The sequence below is a fragment of the Streptomyces rishiriensis genome, assembly GCF_003112535.1.
GTDB classification, from domain to species: Bacteria; Actinomycetota; Actinomycetes; order Streptomycetales; family Streptomycetaceae; genus Streptomyces; species Streptomyces rishiriensis.
On the sequence record NZ_BEWA01000001.1, the window covers coordinates 42,846 to 63,090 of the forward strand.

Consider the following 20,245-nt stretch of genomic DNA (forward strand, 5'->3'; position numbering starts at 1 on the left):
CCTCGGGCTCCTGGTCGCCCGAGGCGCGCGGTCACGCGGCCTGGACGGCTCGCCGGCCGCGGGCCAGCTGCCGCAGCTCGGAGCGCGCCGCCGGCGCCGGGTGTCAGCCGCACCGCGTCCAGTACGGCCGTCCACGAGGTCCGGCCGGCCTCCAGCGCGACGACGAACGAGTACGGCCAGCCGGGGATCATCTGGTGCTTGGCGTCGCCGCGGCCGTAGGTGTGGCAGAACGACCGGTCCGGGCAAGTCGCCGCATCCGGCCTCCGCCACGGAGAGACGTCCACCGCGAGGACCAGGCGGCCGTCGGTGGCGCGCGGCAGCGGCAGGCCGGCCAGCGCGGTCCGCAGCCGGTCGACGTCGAGGCGGCCCCGCTGCCGAGGCGCCCTCAACCTTGAGGCAGACAGGGCTGGCTACATTATCTGAACTTGCGCCCAAGCCAGTGGTGGTCAAGCCGTCTCAGCTGTGCTTACGAGAGAGGACTCATGCACAGCGAACACAGCGTCGCATCGGTCGCGGACGTGGTCATCGTGGGTTGCGATGACCACGGCACATCCCGCTCTGCTCAAGTCACGGAGGATGTCGACGACAACAACGGTGTTGGCCTCGTCGAGAGCACCGGTCGGTTCGTCCGCGAGAACCAGGCTCGGCTGCTGGATGATGAGACGGGCGAGCGCTACGCGCTGCTGTTCTCCACCGCTTAGGTGGTGGATTGTCTCTTTTTCCCGCCCCAACAGACCGACTCGGTCCAGGGAATCAGAAATAGCCGTGCTGCTCTTGGTGCGCAACCATTTCCGCGGCTTCACGGCCACTTCTAGGTTTTCCGCGACTGTCGCGTTCTCTATCAAGGCATAGTTCTGGAACAGGTAGCCAAGAGTGTCACGGCGGAATCTACGGATTTCACGTCGATTAAATCCGGTGATTTCCTTGCCTTCGTATCGAATCGTTCCGGAGCTTGGCCTGTCGAGCAATCCGAGGCAATTGAGAAGAGTTGACTTACCTGAGCCGCTCGGCCCTACGAGAGCAAGCATCTCACCGTGATTTACGGTAAAGGTGACATCCCGCCACAGAGCTCGATTGCCGAAGGATTTGGAGAGATTGGCGATTTCGATCACAGCGCACTCCGGACTGGCAATATTCTTGGGACTGAGTGACTCATGCCGCTGCCGCTTCCTTGATGACTCGTCGGTGGAAGAATGCGAGAGCGATAAGCACCGCACCGAGCTCGAGGACGACGATGCTCGTGATGACACCGAGATCCAGTGCAGTGATGTGAGTGGGTTGGAAGGGGGCGGGTGCACCCGAAGCAGCGAACTTGTCCAGCTCTCGGTTCTGCTGCCATGCCTCGAATGGAACTCGCGTGGCGAACACGGCAGCAATAGCCACTTCTACGGCGAGGATGAAGCGATGAGTGGCGACATATCTCCAGCCGCTCACATGTTGCGCGAAGATACTCTGCGCATTCTTGCGTGAGTAGATGATGCAGATGCCGACGCCGGCCACAAGTAGCACCACCATAGCGGCAATAAGATTGAAGATTTGCAGCCGAAGCTCGCCGACCGAATTCTTGTAGTCTCGGGCGACTTTCTGACCTACTGGGCTGACCGCCGTTATGTACGTCTGCAACTTCTGCGCTTCGATGGACTTAAAGGCGTCATCAGGGTCGGGGAAGATCACGCCGTCTTGAGACGCATATGTATCGTAGGCGTCGTTCGTTAGGAAGCGAGAACCATTGGGTACGACAATGAGAATGGGATTACGGACGAAGGATCTGTCCTCCGTCGGACCGTATGCCGAGTTGTAAACCTGAGCGCCGGAATTATAGCCGAACAGGCGCTGGTTCACCCTGCTTTTGAGCGTCTCGGTAGGAATATTCCGACGCTGAGCCGGGTCAATTATCTGGGAGGCAGCTTTGGCGATTGCCTGCGAATGGGGACCGAGCGATTCGGGAATGATGAGTCGAACAGGGCGCGAGTCAGGTACCTTGGCGCTCGCGGCCTCCGATTCATATCGGCGTCCCGCTGGGTCAAAAACTGGCTGCTTACTCAGATAGGTGTCGTTGACGATGAGGAATTCACCGGAAGGCAAGTTCGCACCTGGGGCAGAAATCTGAAGATCCCGGCGTCCCGCAACGATCACCTCGCCTTTTCTGTCCGCGTTCCTTAGCCAAGGCCCCAGCCGCCTGTCCATTTCATCCAAATGTGCCGCGTAAGCACCGCTGAGGCGGAGCGAAACGGCATCGCCTACCTCTTGGTAGACACCACGGTTCTCTTGACGCGCCATGACATCGCGAGCAGCCAGAGTGACATCCGTGGCAATGCTGAGAGTGAGTAGCAGAGCAGGGATGCGTACGAGGTAGACGCTGACGGATGCCGAACGCGAAGGCAGCTCACCTTTCAGTGCGCGAAGTATGCCGACCTTGGAGGTCAGAGCAAGAGCGGCGGCATGGGTAACCAGCACGACGGTGGTTAGGAGGGCGGCGATTCCTGCGGCTATGGAAGCGAAGAGCCCCAGCCAGGCAAGGCCGTTGTAAAAGCCCAGGAAAGCGAGTGCCGCGCTGCCTACGATGCCGGCCGTCAGGAACCAGAACAGAACCAACTGGCGGAGATCGCGAATCAGGATATCTGCCAGCGACATTCCCTGCATGCGAAGCACCCCGTACGACTTCGCGCTGAGCAGCACGCTCGCGCCTGTCAGCGTCAGCGCCGCGAGAGCGACAGCGTAAAAGGCCAACAGCAGAGGATCGCCCGAATACTGATCAGCCAGTTCGCTGTACGAGAGGGGATGAGACACGCTGGTGACCAGACCGAGCCCATCGAGCTCGGATTTCAAGTCAACGCCAGCCTCAGAGGAGCCAAACACGTAATACATTCCGCGTGGATCGCGTTGCGCGATCTCTGAGATAGGATGCACGCGAGTCTTATAGTTCCTGCTGAATTCCGGGTATCCCTTTTTTAGCCAATCCGCTGCAGTGGCGTCCGTGGCACCCGAAGTCATATACAGGTGCCGAAGACCGTCGGGATCGTGCAGGTCGGATATCTCGCGAGCGACCACTACATGATGTTCATGCGAGAATGACGTGATGGCCTGGATAACTTGCGTACTGTTCACTGAGTTATCGGAATCGAGCGCGTAAACCAGAGCAGAATTACCCAGCGGTTCGCTCTCATCCAGCGCTTGCACGAGCAGAAAAGCCAGCGCTGCTGAGAAGACCAAGACGGCAGCGTGGACGAATCTTATGCCTCGATGCAGCATCGGATACCTAAAAATCAGGGCGCCTCGCCGGGCGCGTTCAGAAAGAGACCGGTAGGAAATGGCTGTGGAGGCGAGATGATCCGCCTCCACAGCCGAGTCGAGCTAGCCGTTCAAAGGCAGCGTGCCGCCGACCGGCATAGACCTCGATGAACGCTTAACAGCTCGGGTTGTAGTAGAAGCTGATGTTGTTCCTGGAGCCCTTCTGTATCGACGCCAGGGACCACACCCCCGCCGCCGTGCAGCCGCTACGGGAGATCTGGTCATTGTTCTGCACCGACGACGCGTGCTTGTTATTCGGGTGCTTGAAGTTCGACCAGGCACTGTTGGCGCCCTCGTCGTAACTCCACTTGCCTCCGTCACGGTCGACTGTGATGGCCATCGCCGGCGTGGCCGCGGCGAAAATGATGGCGGTGCATGCCAGGGCGGCCTTAACCCCAGTCCTCTTGTTCATGAATGATTCCCCTTTTCACCATGATTTTGATCAGGACAGGTCAAGATCTTGACGCGGAGGGTAGCCGGTGCGCAACCTTGCGCTTATGTGATCTACGTAACCAGGTGAGATGTACAGCTATCCGCGCGCCGATTGGCATGGGCATGGACCTGGTGGTACGCGCCGCACGCAGAGAGGTCCTGGGTCACCTTGAACCTCTGGGTCGCAGAATCTTTCGCGCCCTCTGGCCGAGACAGGTTGGCGAAAAAGAGTCGTCGGAGTGCAGGCCAGGCTCTGCGGTATCTCGTCGTGGAGATGCCGCCCTGGATCACCCCGACTTCGGGTCAGACCGCGCTGGGGCGCTACGGTGCATACGCTTCGTGTCCGGCTGCTGCCGCGTAGCGCTGTATGCGACAGCCACTGTTCCGAAGTACACGTCCACAGACCGGCAATTCGGTCATTGCACCGCAACATGAGGGTCGGAAACACATTTCATGCCATCACCCACAGTTGTTTTGCGTCGCCCCGTCCCTCTCTGGTTGATACCGATGCTGTGGACACTCGCCCTCGGCACATGGGGTCTGTCTCGGCAAGACAGTGTCTGGCGCGACGAGGCCGCGACCTGGAACGTAGCTCAGCGCTCCACGTCTGAGATATGGCACTTGCTGGGGAACGTGGACGTCGTGCACGGCTGCTACTACCTGCTGATGCATGTGCTGTTCGAGTGTTTCGGAGCCGGCACCACGACGTTGCGCCTCCCTTCGGTCCTGGCCACGAGCGTGGCAGCGGCCTGTGTCACGGTCATCGGTCAGCGGCTTGCCGGCACGTGGGCAGGCTTGGCCGGCGGCCTGGCGTTCGGGTTGCTTCCGGCCGTGCAGTTCTACTTGCAGGAAGGGCGGCCATATGCGCTTGTGGCAGCCGGGGTTGGCATCTCGACTCTGCTGCTCATCACTGTGCTTCAGGGACGCGCCCGTGCGGTGCACTGGGCTGCTTACGGCGGCACTGTCTTGATCTGTGCAGCGCTTAACTGGCTGTCACTCATGGTTCTGCTGGCTCACCTGGCGACTCTGGCCTGGTCCCGAACATCGCGGGCGCTGTGGTGTCGCTGGTTGGTAGCTTCTGCAGTCGCTGTGGCCTGCGTGTCGCCGTTGATCCTCTTCAGCCAAGGCCAGTCAGCGCAGGTGTCATGGATACCCCCGCTGACTTGGCACATGCTGATCGGCCCGACGGTCCTGCTGGCGATCGGTGGCGTGGGAGCCCTGCTTGACCGGCCGCGGGCCGGCCAGTTGTCGCTGGCCACCGTCGGGCTACCGCTGTTGGCAGTGCCACAGCTTGGCCTCATCGGTCTTTCCCTGATCCAACCGTTGTTTTTGGACCGCTACATCCTCTTTAGCATGCTGGGCCTCGCCCTGTTGGTTGGCGGAATCATCGGCTCAGCGGTACAGGCGGCAGCGCCTCGATTCCCGAGGTTGTCGGTGTGGATCTTGCCCTTGGTGGTCGCTGCGGCGATGGCGGCCCTGTTGCCGCAGTCACTGTCCAAACGCTCTCCCGAAAGTCGAGTGGACGACGTCCTGGCTGTGGCAGCAGACATACAGCGGATGAAGAAGACTGGCAGTGCGGTGCTGTTCGTCCCATCGGCCCGCAGAGACGTCAAATCGGTCTCCCCAGGAGCTTTTGCCGGACTCCATGACATCGCCCTGACCGAGAGCCCGGAGAGGTCCGGAACGCTGAAGGGCGTGGAGGCCAATCCGGCGAAGATTCGTGCTGCGATGCTGCTGCAGCAGCAGATCCTGCTGGTCGGGGATGCTTCTACGGTGGCGAAACCGGTGACAGCCGATCGGGACAAGATGAAGATTTCCGTGCTGGGATCGTACTTCACGGCAGTAGCCGACAAGCAGGATCGTGGCCGCAGGGTCACTCTCTACGAGCGGCGCGCGTCTGCCCGCTGATCGTTACTGCGTTGACGACCTCCGCCGCCTGATGTGCCGGAAATAGGAACTAACCCAACGGAGCCGCAGTTCATGCCTGTGGCTCCGCTCCTTTGCCTTTTGCCCGTTCGCGACACGAGAGTGTCAAGGTCGACTCGCCACTGCTGTATGCGGCATACAGTTGGATAGGTCACATAAACATTGGGTTGTGCGGCGGCTACTCTGCGCGTCATGATCTTGACTTGTCCTCATCAAAAAATCATGGTGAAAGGGGAGTCATTCATGAACAAAAGGACAGGAGTGAAGGCCGCCGTCGTATCTGCGGCCCTTCTGCTCGCTGCCGCCTCGCCGGCACTTGCCACGACCGTCAACATCGCTGGCGGCACGTGGAGCTACGACTCGGGCGCCAACACCGCCTGGTCGAACTACAAGCACCCGCAGAACGGGCACACGTCGTCAGTTCAGACCGGCGACAGCCTCACGCGCAGCGCCTGCACGGCGCCGGGCCAGTGGTCTTTGGCCTCGCGGGTGAAGACGGGCGCTGTGCACTACTACTACAACCCGAACGTGGACTGCGGCTGAGGCTGCAGTCTAGGTAGCTGCCGGGTGGAGCCTTCGCCAAGGGCACACACGCAGCGGCGCCCCCACCTCGTCCGTCCGGTGGGGTGGGGGTGCCCCTGTGTGTCTCCGGTGACTCGGCGTCAGCCCTGGCCGTCGGCCGCCTCGGTCTCCCGTTCGCTCTCCTCCGCTGCTGCCGCCCGCCGCATGCCCTCCTCGCCGAAGTACACCGACAGACGCGACGTGTCCAGCTTCTTTCGGCCACGCCGCGCGGGTGCCACCTCCACATAGCCGCCCGCGTCACGCCTTGCGGATGCGGGGATGGTCGGCGGCGACTTGGTCCAGGAGCTGGGTGCCAACGGTGGAGTCCTGCACGTTCGCCGCGGTGACCAGCACGGCAAGGAGAAGGCCGATCGTGTCGGTGACGATGCTCCGCTTCTCATCTGCTTGACGTCATCCGGTTCCGACGCAACTGCCTGCTGCCAGTTCTCAGCAACATTCCACAGGGGTGGACACCCAGACCGCTCTCCGGAACCGCCTAAAAGCGCTCTCCGGTCTCACCTACGCAGCCAGCCATTGAACACGGCGCCCGCCTCGGCATCGATGTGGAAGTAGTCCAACGCACCCCGGGCACCGAAGGCTTCGAGGTGATCCCGCGACGCTGGGTCGTCGAGCGCACCTTCGGCTGGCTCATGCACCACCGCCGACTGGCCCGCGACTACGAAACCCACCCCCATCGCTCCGAAGCCATCATCCACGTCGCGATGATCGACCTCATAAGCCGCAGACTCACCCGCGAATCCACCCTGAACTGGCGCGACACCTGAACCTCGAACCAAACAACCTCGCCGGGACAAAACGTTCTTTAAGCGGCGCCGTAGTTCAGCGCGTAGCTGTCGGACTGCGTGCGGCGCATGGGGGATGCGTAGGGGTGTTCGTCCTCGGCGAGGGGCCGTGCACCGTGAACAGGATCTTTCGCAACCTGATGCGCGTCTTTGCCCTCTTCCTCGAGGGCGGATCGGTATCGATGTGGCCTTCCCGGCTCAGCTGTCCTGCATCGAAGGAGACTCATTGTTACGCAACGCAGTTCGGGCCGTGGGCGTCGCTGGCCTTGCCGTGACGCCCTTGCTGGGAGGGGCGACGGGGGCGTCGGCCGCCGAGGGCGCGAGCCCCGCTCCGGGCGGCAGCCCGCCTCCGGCGGTCCGCCTGGAGTACCACGTGAATCAGAACCTCGCCCTGGAGGCGGGTGACGACATCTCGTTCAGCCTCGACGGAATGCCACCGGGATGGGACAAGGTCGAGGTCACCTCCCCCGCCCTGCAGGAGCCAATCACCCTGACTCCCCTGAAGAAGGGCTCGCCGCAGTCGGTCCAGGTGGACGCGCCAGGAACAGACCACCGCGTCCGCTCGGGCCTGCGCGCGGGCACCTATCCGGTCACCGCGACGAGCCACGGCCGTACCATCGCCACCGCACAACTCAAGGTCCTAGCGGAGAACACTGCGCAGATCTACCGGTTCGTCATCGGGCCCAGGAACGCGTCCCCCGGCAGCGGCACACCCGCCTCCCTCCGCCCGGGCAGCGACGTCCGGGTGGTCCTCACCGACCTGCGGGCCGCACCGGGGGAGAACTCCCTGACCATCACGTCGCCCATCCTCAAGGGCCCGTTGACGATCAAGACGGACAGCCCGGACGACCCCGGCTGCAAATGCGACGACCCTGGCACTGTATACGCGGGCCACGGACAGCTGCGAGGCGACGTACCCAACGGCCGCTACACCGTGACCGTGGTCAGCCACCATGGGCAGCAGACCACGAAGCAGCACGTCACGATCGCCGGCCAGCCCATCGCGGACGGCGGCGGCCCGTCCTGGGCAGTCACCGGTGGCAGCGCGGCCGCAGCCTTGGTCCTCGCCTCCGGCGGCGCGTTCGCGGTACGGCGCCGCCGCTCACGGAAGGCTGCGCCCTCCGCGTAGCGGCGAACGTGGCGGCCGCGGACCGTCAACCCCGAGCGGCTCGAGCGGGCACCGGTGGGCGCGTGCCGAACTGTGTTCCCCGCCTTCTCCGGTACTCCCTTCATCTCCTTCGCTGCCTCCGGCCGCTTCCGGTCCGGAGGCCATTTGTCCACGACTCAGAAAGTATTCCTTGCTTACCTCACACAGACGAATATCGCGCCTCGTGATCCTCGCGGCCGGAACTACCCTGTTCCTGACCGGAGGGGGAAGCCTCGCCCAGGCGCAGGCCACAGTTCAGGACGCCACATCGGCGCCCCACCTGTCCCCGGCGACGGTGCCGTCCGCCGGACCGTCCCGTGAAAGGTCAGCCGCACCGTCCGGTGAACCCGCGCCCTCGGTATCTGCCAGCCCCTCGACCGGGACCGGCACCGGGGAGCCCTCGGCCTCACTCTCAGCGAGCGCCAGCGGGTCCGCCGCGACCGAGCCCGGCGACGACGCCTTTTCGGACGAGGACGCCATCCGCTTCTGGACGCCTGAACGCATGGCCTCGGCCACCGACCCGGCGCGACCCGCGCAACAGGCGGACCCGAGCGCCAAGGCCCAGTTACGGCGGGCGGCCCCGGCCGATCCCGGCGTGGCGGCAGACATGCCGACCGCGGAGCACTTCCTCGGCCTGCCGTCCGTCGGGACGATCTTCACCTACGACACGGACCCGACCACCGAGCGGATGCACGCGCACCATTGCACCGCCAGCGTGGTGGAGAGCCCCGGGCACAATCTGATCCTGACCGCGGGGCACTGCGACGGGGGCAAGGCCGTCTTCGTCCCCATGTACGCCGCCGAACAGACGCTGGACAAGCAGAACTTCGGCTTCTACCGCGTCGCCAAGTTCTTTACCGACAACCGCTACGTGCACAACACCAAGAAGCCTGTCTCCGACCTGGACTTCTCTTTCGGCCGGCTCGAGCCTTCGAAGAGCGGCAAGCAGGCGCAGGACGTGGTGGGCGCGAACACGCTGGTACGGACTCCCGGTTACCTGAACAAGGTCACGATGGTCGGTTACCCCTCCAGCCACGACCCCGAGGACCATCCGGTGCGGTGCCCCACGCAGACGGAGGCGCTGCCGGGCTTCTACCAGGTTCAGGCCAAGTGCCGTGGCATGTGGAGCGGTGTCTCCGGCGGTCCCTGGTTCTCCCAGGTGGACTGGGCGAAAGGCACCGGGGAGATCATCGGGAACGTCGGCGGGTACTTCGGCGGCGGCAACGACGCGAACGTGGACTGGCTCACCTACAGCCCCATGCACGGCGACTGGTTCTTCCGCCTGTACGACGAGGCGAAGAACAACCAGGTCCCCCAGCACGGCAGCACCTACGACCAGCCGCCGCTGCCGTACTCCATGGGCGGCGGTGAGACCTGGTCCCATGCCAAGCTGCTCGCCTCGGGCGAGTACACCGGCGACGGCAAAGCCGACCTGATCGTGGTCTGGACCGACGGCGAGGTCACCCTGTACACCGGTGATGGCAACGACGGCTTCACCGGCGAGCGCCGGCTGGCCGCGCCGCACGGCATCTTCCAAAACGCCAAGTCCATCACCGGTGGGGACTTCGCCGGCGGCAACGGCTCGGACCTGCTGGTGGTGTTCGACTCCGGCGAGGTCAGCCTGTTCCCCGACGTCGGCACCAAGGGCGTGGACGGCGGGAGCAAACTGGCCGACGCCGGTTCCATCTGGAGCCATGCCGATCAGATCACCGGGGGCAGCTTCGGCACCGCGAAGTATGTCAGCGACCTGCTGGTGCGCTGGAGCGACGGCGAAGTCACCGACTACACCGCGGTCGGCGACAAGGGTTTCGGCACCGAACACCAGTTGGAGAAGCCGAAGAGTGCTTGGGAGGACGCCACTCTGGTGACTGCGGGTGACTTCACCGGCGGCAACAACTGGGACACGCTGGTGCGCTGGTCCGACGGACATGTCTCCCAGTTCCAGGAGACCGGCCCCGGCGGCGTCGGCAAGGAGATCCAAATGGCTCCGGCTGGCAGCATCTGGTCTCACGACTCGGTGATGACGGCGGGCAGCTACGACTCCAACGGCTGGCCGGACGACCTGCTCGTCCGCTGGTCCGACGGCGAGACCACCATGTACACACACACCGGCGCCACCTTCGGCACCGAACACATGCTCGTTCCCCCGAAGTAACCGCCCCATAATTGGCTCACAGCGCAGGCGGATCCGGGTGACCGAACCCACCGCGCCACCCGGATCACGCCCTGCGCGGTCTGCGCGCCGGCGTCTTCTTCGCGGTCTTCTTGGCGGCGGTCTTCTTCTTCGGCTGGGCGAGGTCGTGGACGTCGGCCTCGGTGTCGTCGGTTTCGCCTCGGAGGCCTGAGCCTTGCGTACCGACTCCTGCAGCGCGGCCATCAGGTCCAGGACCTGGCCTTGCGCCTTGGGCTTGGGCGCCTCGGGCAGCGGCTTGTCCTCCCGCTTGGACTCGATGATCTTCGCGACAGCCTCGGTGTAGGAGTCGCGGAACTCCTCCCCCTCAAGATCCTCACTGCTCATGGACTCCATCAGCGCCATCGCGCCCTCGATCTCGCCCTCGGACAGCTCCACGGCCAGCGGCAGCAGTTCGGCGGGGTCGCGGATCCCGTCCGGCCAGCGCATCGCGTGCAAAACGATCGCGTCCTCGCGCACCCTGAGCAGCTTTGCGGGTGCGGATCCGGCCCATGTCTTCCACGCGGTACTGGTGGAAGTGGATGCTGTGGTCCTCGGTAGCGCTCACCACGTTGGATCGGCACCGTGACCAGGCCGAAGCTGATCGCGCCGGACCAAATCGTTCGGGGCACCACACACCTCCACCAACGCCGGCCCCGAGCACTTCCAGCCTACGAACACCAGCAGCCCCCGGCACCGGGAAGTACTCCCCCGAGGGAAAACGGGGAAGCGGCGCGCGACCGCACCACCGGGTCGCGCGCTGCCGGCATGTCTGTCACGCCACGGGGCGATGGACCCGTGGCGTGGCCCTGTGGGAGGGCGGGTGGGTCAGTGGCGGCCGCCGCGGCGGTGGCCCCAGGAAGCGTCGTCGACGAAGCGGCCGTGGTCGTTGCGCAGGGTGGCGGTGTCGCGGTCGTTGTTCCACACGTAGGCGCGGCGGTCCTGGTAGAGGTCGGTGCGGGTGTCGCGGCCGACGCCGGTGTGGATCCGGACCGTGGCCCGGCCGGCCAGGCGGTAGTGGTCGAAGGTGTAGCGGTGGCCGGAGTCGTCGCTCAGGGTCCAGCCGTCGAGGTTCACGCTCTGACGGGTGGTGTTGGTCAGCTCCACCCACTCCTTGTTCAGCGAGCGGTTGGAGCGGTCGTCGCGCCCCGGGGAGTCGGCCTGGACGGCGGAGATCTCCACCGTCGGGCGGGCCGCACGGTGGTCGGCCGCGGACGCCGGCAGGGTTGCCACCGAGACGAGAGCGCCGGCCGCGAGCGCGGCGGAGGCCAGACGGCGGGCGGTGACGGAAGCAGAAGCGGACAAGAAGTCCCCCAGATGGTGCGGGCACCCTCCCCCGCCGGCGTTCAGGGCCGTCGGGGATGTCGGTGCGATGTGTGGGTGGCGGCCGGTTTTGGCCGCACACACACTCTGGCCGCCGCTCACCGGAGTCCGGAGGGAAACAGGGCTTGTGTTACTGGTTGCCCGCTTCTCTGTGACTGTCGCCTGTAACAACCATTTATCCCGTGTATGCACGTAGTTGACGGCCTGGCGCGGCGACGCCCCTTGGTACTGCTGAGGCATCGTGCCTGTCCGCCACGGCACGCCACCCCGCCTCGCGATGAGGCGTCACCCGAAAGTGGGTGACAGCCGCCCTCGCTACCGACAGATCTGGAGCCCCTCTGTGCTGCCTGGCCGGGCCGAGGGCTCGGTGGCCGAAGCAGTGGGGTGGGCGATGCCGTACTCGCGGGCGAAGCGGTTGGCCTCGAGCGCGGAACCGGACATCTTGTGCAGCCAGAACCCGTACGCCACCGACTCCATCTGCTCTGGCGACAGGTACAGCACATGCCGGTTCGTGCCCGCCTCCCGCCGGGCCCTGCGCACCCGCTCCGCGAGTCCATCGGCGGGCGGCACCCGGAGTCGGCCGGTGAGGGCGACGAACAGGCGCAGCGCGGTCATCTGCGCCGGGATGAACTCCACCCGCCGCAGCCCCGGCCCGGGTTCATCCGGCGCGGGCTGGGGACGCAGACGGTTGTAGAGGAGAAGGTCGTGACCGCACGGCGTCGGACGCGCCGCCCACCGCACGGCCCGCCCCTCCCACGCCGACAGCTCCGCACGGTCCTCCCGCCCCGCCAACTCCACCAAGCCGCGTGCGGCCAGGTTGAACACGCGCTGCTTGACCGGGCGCAGGTCCCAGTCCAAGGCCCAGCCGTGGCCGGCCGCCTCCTGCCGGTCAGCCACCACCTCCAGCACAGTGAGGGCGCTGTCCTCATACGTCATCCGCATCCCCCGTGGTCCTGGGAGCGCGCGTCCGGACCATGCGCCCCCGCCGATGCAACAGGCGGCGGAGCGCTGAGGTCACGTCTACGTCCCACTCGGGGCCTTTTGCGGAGGCGGTCGGGTGTGACGATCACGCCCTCGCCGTCCGCCGGCCTGGTGCTGGCCCTGTCTGTCGACGTTCGCCGTATCGCGTCGCCGCTTTGCCATCATCCCTACGCCGGGGCGGGCGCCGGGCAGGCCCTTCGTACGCAAGGACGCGCCCGGCGTCGTGGGCGGCGTTCAGCGGCCGGCGGGCTCGGGGGAGCGCTGGCGGCGCCGGTCGGGTCGTCGACGCCGATCTCGTACCAGGGCTCCCCTCACAGGAGCCGGGGCAGGGTGTTCACCCAGATCGCGATGGCGATGCCCTGGACGTCGGCGGTGAGCGCCTGGAGCCGGTTGTCGAGTAGGTGCTCCTCCTTGCCCGCCAGGACGACGTGCAGCCGCGGGAAGGTCTGGGAGCGGGTGTAGCGATGGCGCTGCCAGGAAGGTGCGGCCGTTGGTGCCGCGGGCTCCTTCCCAGACGCGGTGTCCGGCGTAGCGCTCGTAGTCCCAGACCTCACGGGCGAGGCGGGCCTGGGACATGGTGCCGTTGTCGAGCTCGAAGAGGCGCATCTCGCTGGTCTTGGTCGGCAGCGCGAGGACGGCGTCGGTGGTGAAGCTCAGGCCGGTGTCCTTGATGGCGTGGTTCACCTCCACCTGCCAGTCGGTCAGATGCTTGCGGGCCGAAGGCCAGGATCATGTCCGTCACCGCGACGCCATGCGGACCGAACCCGGCTCGAACAGCCTTCGCCCCGGTGCCGGCCTTCGGATGGGGAGGCAACTCGTTGCCGTCGGCCTTCTGCCCCACCGGGGTCAGGTTCCAGATCTGATGCTTGCCGTCCTTGCCGTTTGTCTCCGCCAGCCCCAGCTCCGCCAGCTTCTTCATCGCCCTGCGCACGTACGACCGACCGTCCCGATCCTCCGCCGTGATCACCTCAGCCATCTGCCGCACCGTCGCTATCCGCACACACCCCAGCATCCGCAGCGCATCGGCACGCACCTTGGCCGCAGGGGTGGACTTCTTCCCCTTCGCCGACGTCTCAGGAGAAAGGAGAGAGGTGTCAGCGTGCCGGGATGCACCCTGGCGGGCGGTGTGAGCTGCGGTGATGGGAAAGACGTTGGAATCGTTCGCGGCACCGTTCACGGCACTGGATTCCGAGCCGTCCGGAGGCCGCTCGACACCCCTTGACCAGGTCGAGCGCGGCTCAGGTTCGCGCTCCCGGTGGCGCGGGGGCTGGATGGAATCCCCCGTCACCTGCTGGAGGTGTGGCGGAAGTCGACGGTGTGACACTCGCTCGAGCGCCGTTACCGATCCGTGATCCTCAGGCGGGCGCGGCTGTCCTATGCCACCGAAGTCGGACCGATCGCCATCGAAGTAGAACCGCCCCCTGGGGGTATTCGCCAGGTATGAGGCGATGGTGGCTGTGGGTGGCGGCACCAGTCGCCCTTGGCCTCGCAGCAGGTGCCACCGTGACCCTTCTGACGGACAGGGCATGGGGATCCGAGCTGGCGTCCCGTTGCGTGGTGTTCTCGGCCATCTATCTGATGATCAGACCAGCCATGCTCTTACGGCGCTCGACGCAGCGAGGGGCACCGACTACGGCGGACAGCGAACAGGTACGGCACGATCGAGGCGAGTAGCTCCAGGGCTTGCAATGACCCAACTTGGATGGCAGACGGTCCAAGTCCATCGTCATCGGACAGCGGCACAGAGCTCGGAGACGATCGAAAACGAGGCGTCACCGCGTGCGTGGTCTTGCCGTGGGCCATGCCGTTGCGGATCTGCCGGCCGTGGTCGAGGCACTCCGCCTGCCGTTCCCTCAGGACCGCGCGTGCGCACCCTGCTTGATGAGCTGGAACAGCGGCTTGGTCCCCGCGTCGGGGATGCGGTCGCGCAGCACGATCTCCACCGCGATCAGGGAGTGCATGACCGCCACGGTGGAGAACTCGTCGCAGTAGTACGACTGGCGCAGCAGGCGGCGGCCCGTCTGCCCGCCCTGTGGCGGGCGAGCAGAGGGGTCGGCCTGTCAGTGACCGCCGCGTACTGATGCGCCGTGGGCGTCACTCCGGCTGAGTACTGCCGCTGGCGCGGCGGGTGCGGGCCACACTTGGATGAGGTACCACTCGGTCACCTCGTCGGGCGCGAGGTCGACTGCGGTGTCTCGGCCTCGGGCGTGGATGCGCAGGCGGTAGTCGCCGGGGCCGTCGAACGAAAGGACGGGCAGTTCTTCGTCGAGATCGTCCATGAGTCCGCGGACCATGCAGTCGCCCGACGCCGAGTGCGCGGAGATCTCCACGCGCTCCTGCCAGTCGGCGTCGTCAGGTGCGGGCTCGTTCTGGTGAAGCGTGACCGTGACGTCGACGTTGCCGGTGTGGATGCCGGTCAGGACAGTGGTGACGCCGTCGGTGACCTGGACGAGTCCGTTGTGCTCGGGTGCCAGACCGGGTCCGGTCGGCCCGTCCTCGTCGCTGATGTTGAACTGGTGGTATTGGACCGGGACGAGTCCGTTGGCTCGTCGCACGCTTTCACTCATCTCGCATTCTTACTCGTGATGGCGCGTGGTTACTCGATCCAGGTGTGGATGCCGGACAGGCGCTGTACCTGGTCGACCAGCTGGTCGCTGAACAGCCGCTTCGCGGCCGTCTCGGTGCACCGCCGGCCCGGCCCCACGTACGGCACGCTGAGGGGTTCCGGGTCAGCTGAGGCCGAGCGTGGTGAGCGCGGTGGTCCAGTCGGAGACGATCGCCTGCTGTGCCCGCGCGAGGGTGACCTTGCCGGCGCAGACCGCGGTGTGCAGCTTCGTCTCCACGGGGTCCTTCCCGTTGTTGACCCCGCTGCCCCTCTTGTGGCCCGGGTCGGCCGGCTCCACCCACAAGTTGCGGTAGTCGTTGGGGTCGCCGCCCAGCTGCAGACTGATCAAGTGGTCGTACTCGGCGTCGCCCGTGTTCCCGGTGTAGCCGTAGGAGGCGGCGTTGAGCCGCTTCTCCTTGCCGGTCACGTACGCGGAAGGGCGCACGCCGGAGGTGTAGCCGCCCTTGCGGCAGATCGTCGACTTCAGGTTCGCCTGCGTGACGGCCGGGGAGATCGCGCCCGGCGTGCACTTCGGGTCCTCCAGCGGCTCCCCCTTCTCATACCGGTAGTGGCAGCTGCCCGCCGCGGGCTGCTGCTGCACCGTGTACTTCTTCTGCGGGCCGGCCCCCACCGCGATCGACCGGGCCCCGCCCGCGGCACCCGCCGAAGACGCCGCCGCGCTGGATGACGACGGGCCCGGCATGCCCAGCGGGACGGACGAACAGCCTGCAAGAGACAGGCAGGTCAGCAGCGCAGACACAGCAGCGCGGCTAGTGAAGCGCATGACGACCCCTCACGGGCAGGCGGCAACTGAGCAGATGCTGCCCTACCGGGAATCGCGCACACCGGGCGGGGTGCCCGGGCGGGAGCATCCACACCGTCCGACGGGGGGGCGTGCGTCGACGACCGCCGCCCTCGCACATAAGTCCGATCCTGTCGAACGTGGGGTGTCTCTTCGGCTCTCTCTGTCACAGCCCGGCAAAGTGCCTTGGACTCTGTGCCGGTGCTGCGGCCGACCGGTGGATGATCTCATCTCCGGTTCGACGTAGAAGGGGGCTTCATGTTTGTCAGGCTTCGGGGTGCTGTGACCGCAGCGTTGGTGGCGGGCGCGTTGCTGGCACCGCTGGCGGTGGCGACAGACGCAGCAGCGGCGTCGTGCGCCCGGCACACGACGGGCGTGTGCAAGGCGAACAGTCCGCACCCGCGTGGGGCAACGGCGAAGTGCAAGGACGGGACGTACTCGTACAGTGCCCACTTCCGTGGCACCTGCTCGCGGCACCGGGGCGTGAAGTACTGGTACCGGTAGTCAAAGAGCGGTGCCTGGCCCCGTGCTGAGCCTGAACGCGGTCGTGGGCTGCGCCTACACGTCTTACCGCAGGAGTTCTACGAAGATGAGTTGGCCGACGCACCCGCCTGGAAAGCCGGCGGCTGGCCTCGCCGGGGCGCTACCAGCCCCGCCCCCCGGCTCTGCCCTGCCTGCGACAGCGATATGGAAGCCCTACTGACCACCGCCACCTGCCTCGCCGAAACCAGCCTCGCCAGCCTCACTTTGACGGCATCATGCCCCAAAGGTCAGTAGCGACGGCCTCAGAACTCGCCCTGACGACCTGGCCTATGGGGAAGGGAAGTTGGAGGGAGGGCACCTGTCAAGAGAAGCAAAGCGCCTCGTAGAGGGGCCGCAAGCCAAGATCAAGCTGTCTGTTCTGGAGTGCGAACGATGCACTCGAGCCGCACCGGGCGAGCAGGACACTGCCCGCTTTCCATCACCAGCCGAGCCGGCAGGTTGCAGGCACGGGACGTCTGGACAAAGTCCGTGGACAGGAGGCCGGGCAACGGAGTTTTAGGAAGAGTCATGGGTCGGCGCGCCTTGATGAACGCACCACCATCTGGGGCCTTTTGCAGTCGGTGGATACTGGGGCTGCGGGGTGGGTCGACGCGACGGTGGCAGGCTTTCGCAGGCGCGGGTGGGCCCGGCCAGGAGGTCGAGTACGTCGATGGCGTAGTAGGCCGCCACAAGGTCGCAGTCATCCAGGGGCCACGCCGCGGCGCCGGACTGGCGGCGGCTGACCTGTGCCTGGCTGACTCCCAGGGCCACAGCGAGGTGGGCTTGCGTCTCCCCCGTCAACTGCATGAGCGCGGCAATCGCGGCCCTCACGCGCTCCCCTGACGACAGCACCATGGTGGTCAACCTACCGCTGTCCATCGTTGCCACGTTTGCACGTCGGCAGGTCGGGGAAGCCCTGGTGTGTCGTGGAGGGCCGGTCAGTGCGGGCGCCAGGTGCGGATTTCGAGGTGGAGGATGCGGGCGTCGGGGTGGATGCGTCCGGTTTCGACCAGCCATTGGTGCACAGCTGCGGTGACGTCTCCGGCGGCGGCGTTGACGCGGCGGGCGATGTCGGCGGCGTCGAAGCCGCCGGTCTGGGCGGAGCCGTAGGAGCGTTCTTCGGTGTGGTCGGCGCGTTGGATGACATCGCGGCGGATGCCGGGTGAGTCGGTGCGGCTGCCGGAGGGATGCAGGTATGCGGTCTTGGCCAAGCGAACGGTGAAGGCTAGGCGGAGGCCCTGGCGGGCGGCTTCGGCGATGAGGGGGCGCAGGCGGGCGGAGCCGGAGGCGATGGCCTGGGCGGCGACGCGGCCGGAGCCGGTGCCAGTGGGGGTGATCAGGACGGCTTTGCTGCGGACCCGGGCGCGGGCGCCGGAGGAGGTGGTGCGGCGGGTCGTGTGTCGGGCGGCGATCGCGGTCAGTTCGGGCAGGTCGGTGATTCCGCCGGTTTCGACGGCTGTCAGGGCTTCGCGCAGGGCGGGGACGAACGCTGCGCCTTTGTTCTTGGTGTAGAACTGCGAGACCAAGGAGGGGTCGCGGTCGATGATGCGGGCGATGTCGCGTTTGGTGTAGCCGGCGGCCTGGAGCCGGTCGGCGAGGCGGGCTGCCTCGTTCAACTCGCCTGCGCGTGCTGTCGGATTGCGGCGGGGCGGCATCAGGTGCCTTCCGGTGTGCTGTTCAGGGTCTGGCGGCCGATGTCGCGCAGGACGAGGAGTTGCGTTTCGTCGGCGGGGGCGTCGACGGGGCCGGGGAGGTGGCCTTTGAGGAGGTAGTCGCCGGGCCGGTGATGGTAGGGCCAGTTTTGGGATTGGGTTAGGTAGACGGCGTCGGTACGGAAAGCGATGACGGTACCGGGCGGGGTATGCAGGGCGCCTGCGTAGGTGTCGTCGTCGCGGTGGTACTGGGTGAGCAGGGCGGCCCGGGCGCCGGACCAGATCGCGGCGGCCCATTCGGGGTGGGCGTTGGGGTCGCGGGCGAAGCCTGTGGGTTTCTGCCAGGTGATCAGTTCGTCGTCGAAGCCGATGATTTCGGCGTCCGGCGGGACGTCGCGCTCCGCTGTGCGGGGGGTGGTACCGGTGACCATCCGAGGGCGTTGGGCGAAGGAGCCGATGCCGTACAGAAGGATGGAGCGGACTGCGCGGGAGGCGAGGTGGGCGGCCCGGGCCTGCTGGGGGTTGCCCTGGAAATGAGCCTGGGCGGAGAGGCTGGTCCAGGTCTCCTTGAGTTTCTTGGACCAGTCGTCGAGGGGTTTGCCTGCCTCCCACAGGATGCCGTCGAGGATCTCGACTTTCCATGGCTGGAGGGGGTTGGACAGGGCGGCGTGGACTTCTGGTCCGCCGGCCCAGGTGGTGAAGGTGGTGCCGGGTTCGGCGGGGTAGTGCCAGGCGCGCTCGCCGGGTGCTGGGGCGGGCAGGAGGCCGACGTGGTTCCAGCCGTCGGGCACGGTGACGCGGATGTGCCAGTGGCCGCAGCCGTAGAGGGCGTTGTGTTGTTCTTTTGCGCTCCAGGAGGCGAAGGTCTTGCCGGTGATGCGGCGTGGGGCGCCGACCGGGGATTTCCAGGTGTGTTTGGCGTAGGCGAAGGTGCGGTCGTATTCGATCAGTGCGGGCAGTTGGTCGGGGATGCGGGGTGGGGTGAGGAGTTCGTTGCGGCCCTGTCCTGCGGTGGCGTGCAGCAGGCCGCGCAGTTCTTCGGACAGGACGGGGAATCCGTCGGCGTGCTGGCCGCGCTGCGGGATGGTGCGGGTCCACAGGTCGCGGCCGGTCTGGGAGGGTGAGCCCATGATGACGGCGTCGCTGAAGTGGCGGCGCAGTTCTTCCCACAATAGGCGGAAGGCGTCGCGGACGATGCCGGGGTGGTCGGCGTCCTCGACGTCGAACCACTCCCCCACGCTGCGGATTTCGACGTGGTGGTCGCTGTGTTCGCGCTGGTAGCGGGCGACGGGGTTGCGGGCGTGGACGAAGTGTCCGGCCATCCGGTCGCGGCCTCGGCCGGTGTCGGTGCGCCAGCCCGGGACGGGGGCGTTGAGCCAGGCGGCGACGGCGTCGCGGAGGTAGGGGTAGCGGTCGGCGTCGTGGTGCCAGGGAGCCCCGGAGGTGATGTAGATGCGCTGAGTGGTGTCGGGGACGGTGTGGAAGACGGCGGCCAGGATGGCTGCGGCCGACTGGTCGCCGAGATCGAGGCGGATGGTCTGGTCGCGGTGGACGAGGGTTCCGGTGGCGGTGTCGAGGAAGACGGTGGGGCGGGCTTGCTGGGTGAAGTTGGGGCGGGTGGAGGCCAGGCCAGGGGTAGGGGTGAACCAGCGCCCGGTGTCGGTGTCCGGCGGCAGGTTGGGCAGTTCGCGGGGGGTGGAGGGGTCGGTGGCTGCCGGCGGGGGCGGCGCGGGGGGTGCCGGGTCCGGGGCGGGGGTGGCGGGTTGGGGGGTCTGCTGTGCCGGTTCGGCCGTGTGGGGGGCGGGGATGCCCTGGGGGGCGAGGTGGGGGGCGAGGGCGACGATGTCGGCGATGCTGAGTCCGGCTGCGGGGGCGATCCGCTCTGCTTTGGCCTTGTCGTGGGCTGCCAGGGCCGTGACGGTCTTGTTCCGCTGGGTTTCCAGGCGGGCTAGGGCGGCTGCGGTCTTTTTGATGTCGTCGCGCAGTGTGCGCAGCTCAGCGAGGCCGGTCGTGTAGGTCTGTGCATCCAT

18 protein-coding genes and 3 pseudogenes are annotated in these 20,245 nt (G+C 66.4%); 7 read left to right on the top strand and 14 right to left on the bottom strand.

Going from position 1 to position 20,245, the window contains the following annotated elements:
• Positions 1 to 95 precede the first annotated feature (95 nt).
• From Sri02f_RS00190 to Sri02f_RS00205, 4 genes and pseudogenes are all read right to left on the bottom strand, one after another.
• Positions 96 to 368 (bottom strand): annotated as a pseudogene (locus tag Sri02f_RS00190) (transposase); the annotation flags it as partial.
• A gap of 78 nt (positions 369 to 446) precedes the next feature.
• A complete protein-coding gene (locus Sri02f_RS00195; RefSeq protein WP_108999034.1) occupies positions 447 to 1,112 on the bottom strand; it encodes an ABC transporter ATP-binding protein in 666 nt (221 codons plus the stop codon).
• A gap of 40 nt (positions 1,113 to 1,152) precedes the next feature.
• A complete protein-coding gene (locus Sri02f_RS00200) occupies positions 1,153 to 3,213 on the bottom strand; it encodes a bacteriocin-associated integral membrane family protein (protein WP_159106615.1) in 2,061 nt (686 codons plus the stop codon).
• Between the two features lie 193 nt (positions 3,214 to 3,406).
• Complete coding sequence (locus Sri02f_RS00205) at positions 3,407 to 3,703, bottom strand: lactococcin 972 family bacteriocin (protein ID WP_108999036.1); 297 nt, start codon at positions 3,701 to 3,703, stop codon at positions 3,407 to 3,409.
• Positions 3,704 to 4,176: 473 nt separating this feature from the next.
• Here Sri02f_RS00205 and Sri02f_RS00210 point away from each other — a divergent pair, with 473 nt between their 5' ends.
• Together Sri02f_RS00210 and Sri02f_RS00215 are read left to right on the top strand one after the other, a co-directional pair.
• The gene (locus Sri02f_RS00210) at positions 4,177 to 5,631 is read left to right on the top strand and encodes a glycosyltransferase family 39 protein (RefSeq protein ID WP_108999037.1); all 1,455 of its coding nucleotides are present in this window, start codon (positions 4,177 to 4,179) and stop codon (positions 5,629 to 5,631) included.
• 261 nt (positions 5,632 to 5,892) lie between these two features.
• A complete protein-coding gene (locus Sri02f_RS00215) occupies positions 5,893 to 6,192 on the top strand; it encodes a lactococcin 972 family bacteriocin (protein ID WP_159106616.1) in 300 nt (99 codons plus the stop codon).
• 119 nt (positions 6,193 to 6,311) lie between these two features.
• Here Sri02f_RS00215 and Sri02f_RS40985 read toward each other — a convergent pair whose 3' ends face one another.
• Together Sri02f_RS40985 and Sri02f_RS00220 are read right to left on the bottom strand one after the other, a co-directional pair.
• A complete protein-coding gene (locus Sri02f_RS40985; protein ID WP_159106617.1) occupies positions 6,312 to 6,527 on the bottom strand; it encodes a hypothetical protein in 216 nt (71 codons plus the stop codon).
• Positions 6,472 to 6,606 (bottom strand): annotated as a pseudogene (locus Sri02f_RS00220) (transposase); the annotation flags it as partial. The pseudogene Sri02f_RS00220 and the gene Sri02f_RS40985, both read right to left, overlap by 56 nt.
• A 137-nt stretch (positions 6,607 to 6,743) precedes the next feature.
• Here Sri02f_RS00220 and Sri02f_RS00225 point away from each other — a divergent pair.
• The 4 genes and pseudogenes from Sri02f_RS00225 to Sri02f_RS40990 all read left to right on the top strand — a co-directional run.
• Positions 6,744 to 6,995 (top strand): annotated as a pseudogene (locus Sri02f_RS00225) (transposase); the annotation flags it as partial.
• Positions 6,996 to 7,386: 391 nt separating this feature from the next.
• Positions 7,387 to 8,142: a hypothetical protein gene (locus tag Sri02f_RS00230; RefSeq protein ID WP_245970218.1), complete on the top strand. Its 756-nt coding sequence runs from the start codon at positions 7,387 to 7,389 to the stop codon at positions 8,140 to 8,142.
• Positions 8,143 to 8,662: 520 nt separating this feature from the next.
• Positions 8,663 to 10,315, top strand: coding sequence for a trypsin-like serine peptidase (locus Sri02f_RS00240; protein ID WP_245970220.1), 1,653 nt, complete (start codon positions 8,663 to 8,665; stop codon positions 10,313 to 10,315).
• Positions 10,316 to 10,676: 361 nt separating this feature from the next.
• Positions 10,677 to 10,919, top strand: a complete 243-nt coding sequence (locus Sri02f_RS40990) for a hypothetical protein (RefSeq protein ID WP_159106618.1) — start codon at positions 10,677 to 10,679, stop codon at positions 10,917 to 10,919.
• A gap of 239 nt (positions 10,920 to 11,158) precedes the next feature.
• On the opposite strand, the gene Sri02f_RS42395 is transcribed toward Sri02f_RS40990, so the two are convergent.
• From Sri02f_RS42395 to Sri02f_RS00275, 6 genes are all read right to left on the bottom strand, one after another.
• The gene (locus Sri02f_RS42395; RefSeq protein WP_108999041.1) at positions 11,159 to 11,635 is read right to left on the bottom strand and encodes a lamin tail domain-containing protein; all 477 of its coding nucleotides are present in this window, start codon (positions 11,633 to 11,635) and stop codon (positions 11,159 to 11,161) included.
• Positions 11,636 to 11,968: 333 nt separating this feature from the next.
• Complete coding sequence (locus tag Sri02f_RS41985; protein ID WP_174855555.1) at positions 11,969 to 12,595, bottom strand: DUF6417 family protein; 627 nt, start codon at positions 12,593 to 12,595, stop codon at positions 11,969 to 11,971.
• Positions 12,596 to 12,868: 273 nt separating this feature from the next.
• Complete coding sequence (locus tag Sri02f_RS43965) at positions 12,869 to 13,291, bottom strand: replication-relaxation family protein (RefSeq protein WP_281261878.1); 423 nt, start codon at positions 13,289 to 13,291, stop codon at positions 12,869 to 12,871.
• Positions 13,185 to 13,811 carry a replication-relaxation family protein gene (locus Sri02f_RS43970; protein WP_281261873.1) on the bottom strand — a complete coding sequence of 209 codons (627 nt, stop codon included), beginning with the start codon at positions 13,809 to 13,811 and terminating at the stop codon, positions 13,185 to 13,187. The genes Sri02f_RS43965 and Sri02f_RS43970 overlap by 107 nt, the downstream gene beginning before the upstream one ends.
• A gap of 883 nt (positions 13,812 to 14,694) precedes the next feature.
• Complete coding sequence (locus tag Sri02f_RS00270; protein WP_159106619.1) at positions 14,695 to 15,201, bottom strand: hypothetical protein; 507 nt, start codon at positions 15,199 to 15,201, stop codon at positions 14,695 to 14,697.
• A 162-nt stretch (positions 15,202 to 15,363) separates the two neighbouring features.
• Positions 15,364 to 16,023, bottom strand: coding sequence for a hypothetical protein (locus Sri02f_RS00275; protein ID WP_108999043.1), 660 nt, complete (start codon positions 16,021 to 16,023; stop codon positions 15,364 to 15,366).
• Between the two features lie 276 nt (positions 16,024 to 16,299).
• Here Sri02f_RS00275 and Sri02f_RS00280 point away from each other — a divergent pair, with 276 nt between their 5' ends.
• Positions 16,300 to 16,545: a DUF3761 domain-containing protein gene (locus Sri02f_RS00280; protein WP_108999044.1), complete on the top strand. Its 246-nt coding sequence runs from the start codon at positions 16,300 to 16,302 to the stop codon at positions 16,543 to 16,545.
• 956 nt (positions 16,546 to 17,501) lie between these two features.
• On the opposite strand, the gene Sri02f_RS00290 is transcribed toward Sri02f_RS00280, so the two are convergent.
• Positions 17,502 to 18,218: a helix-turn-helix domain containing protein gene (locus tag Sri02f_RS00290; RefSeq protein ID WP_108999045.1), complete on the bottom strand. Its 717-nt coding sequence runs from the start codon at positions 18,216 to 18,218 to the stop codon at positions 17,502 to 17,504.
• A complete protein-coding gene (locus tag Sri02f_RS00295) occupies positions 18,218 to 20,245 on the bottom strand; it encodes a hypothetical protein (protein ID WP_108999046.1) in 2,028 nt (675 codons plus the stop codon). The genes Sri02f_RS00290 and Sri02f_RS00295 overlap by 1 nt, the downstream gene beginning before the upstream one ends.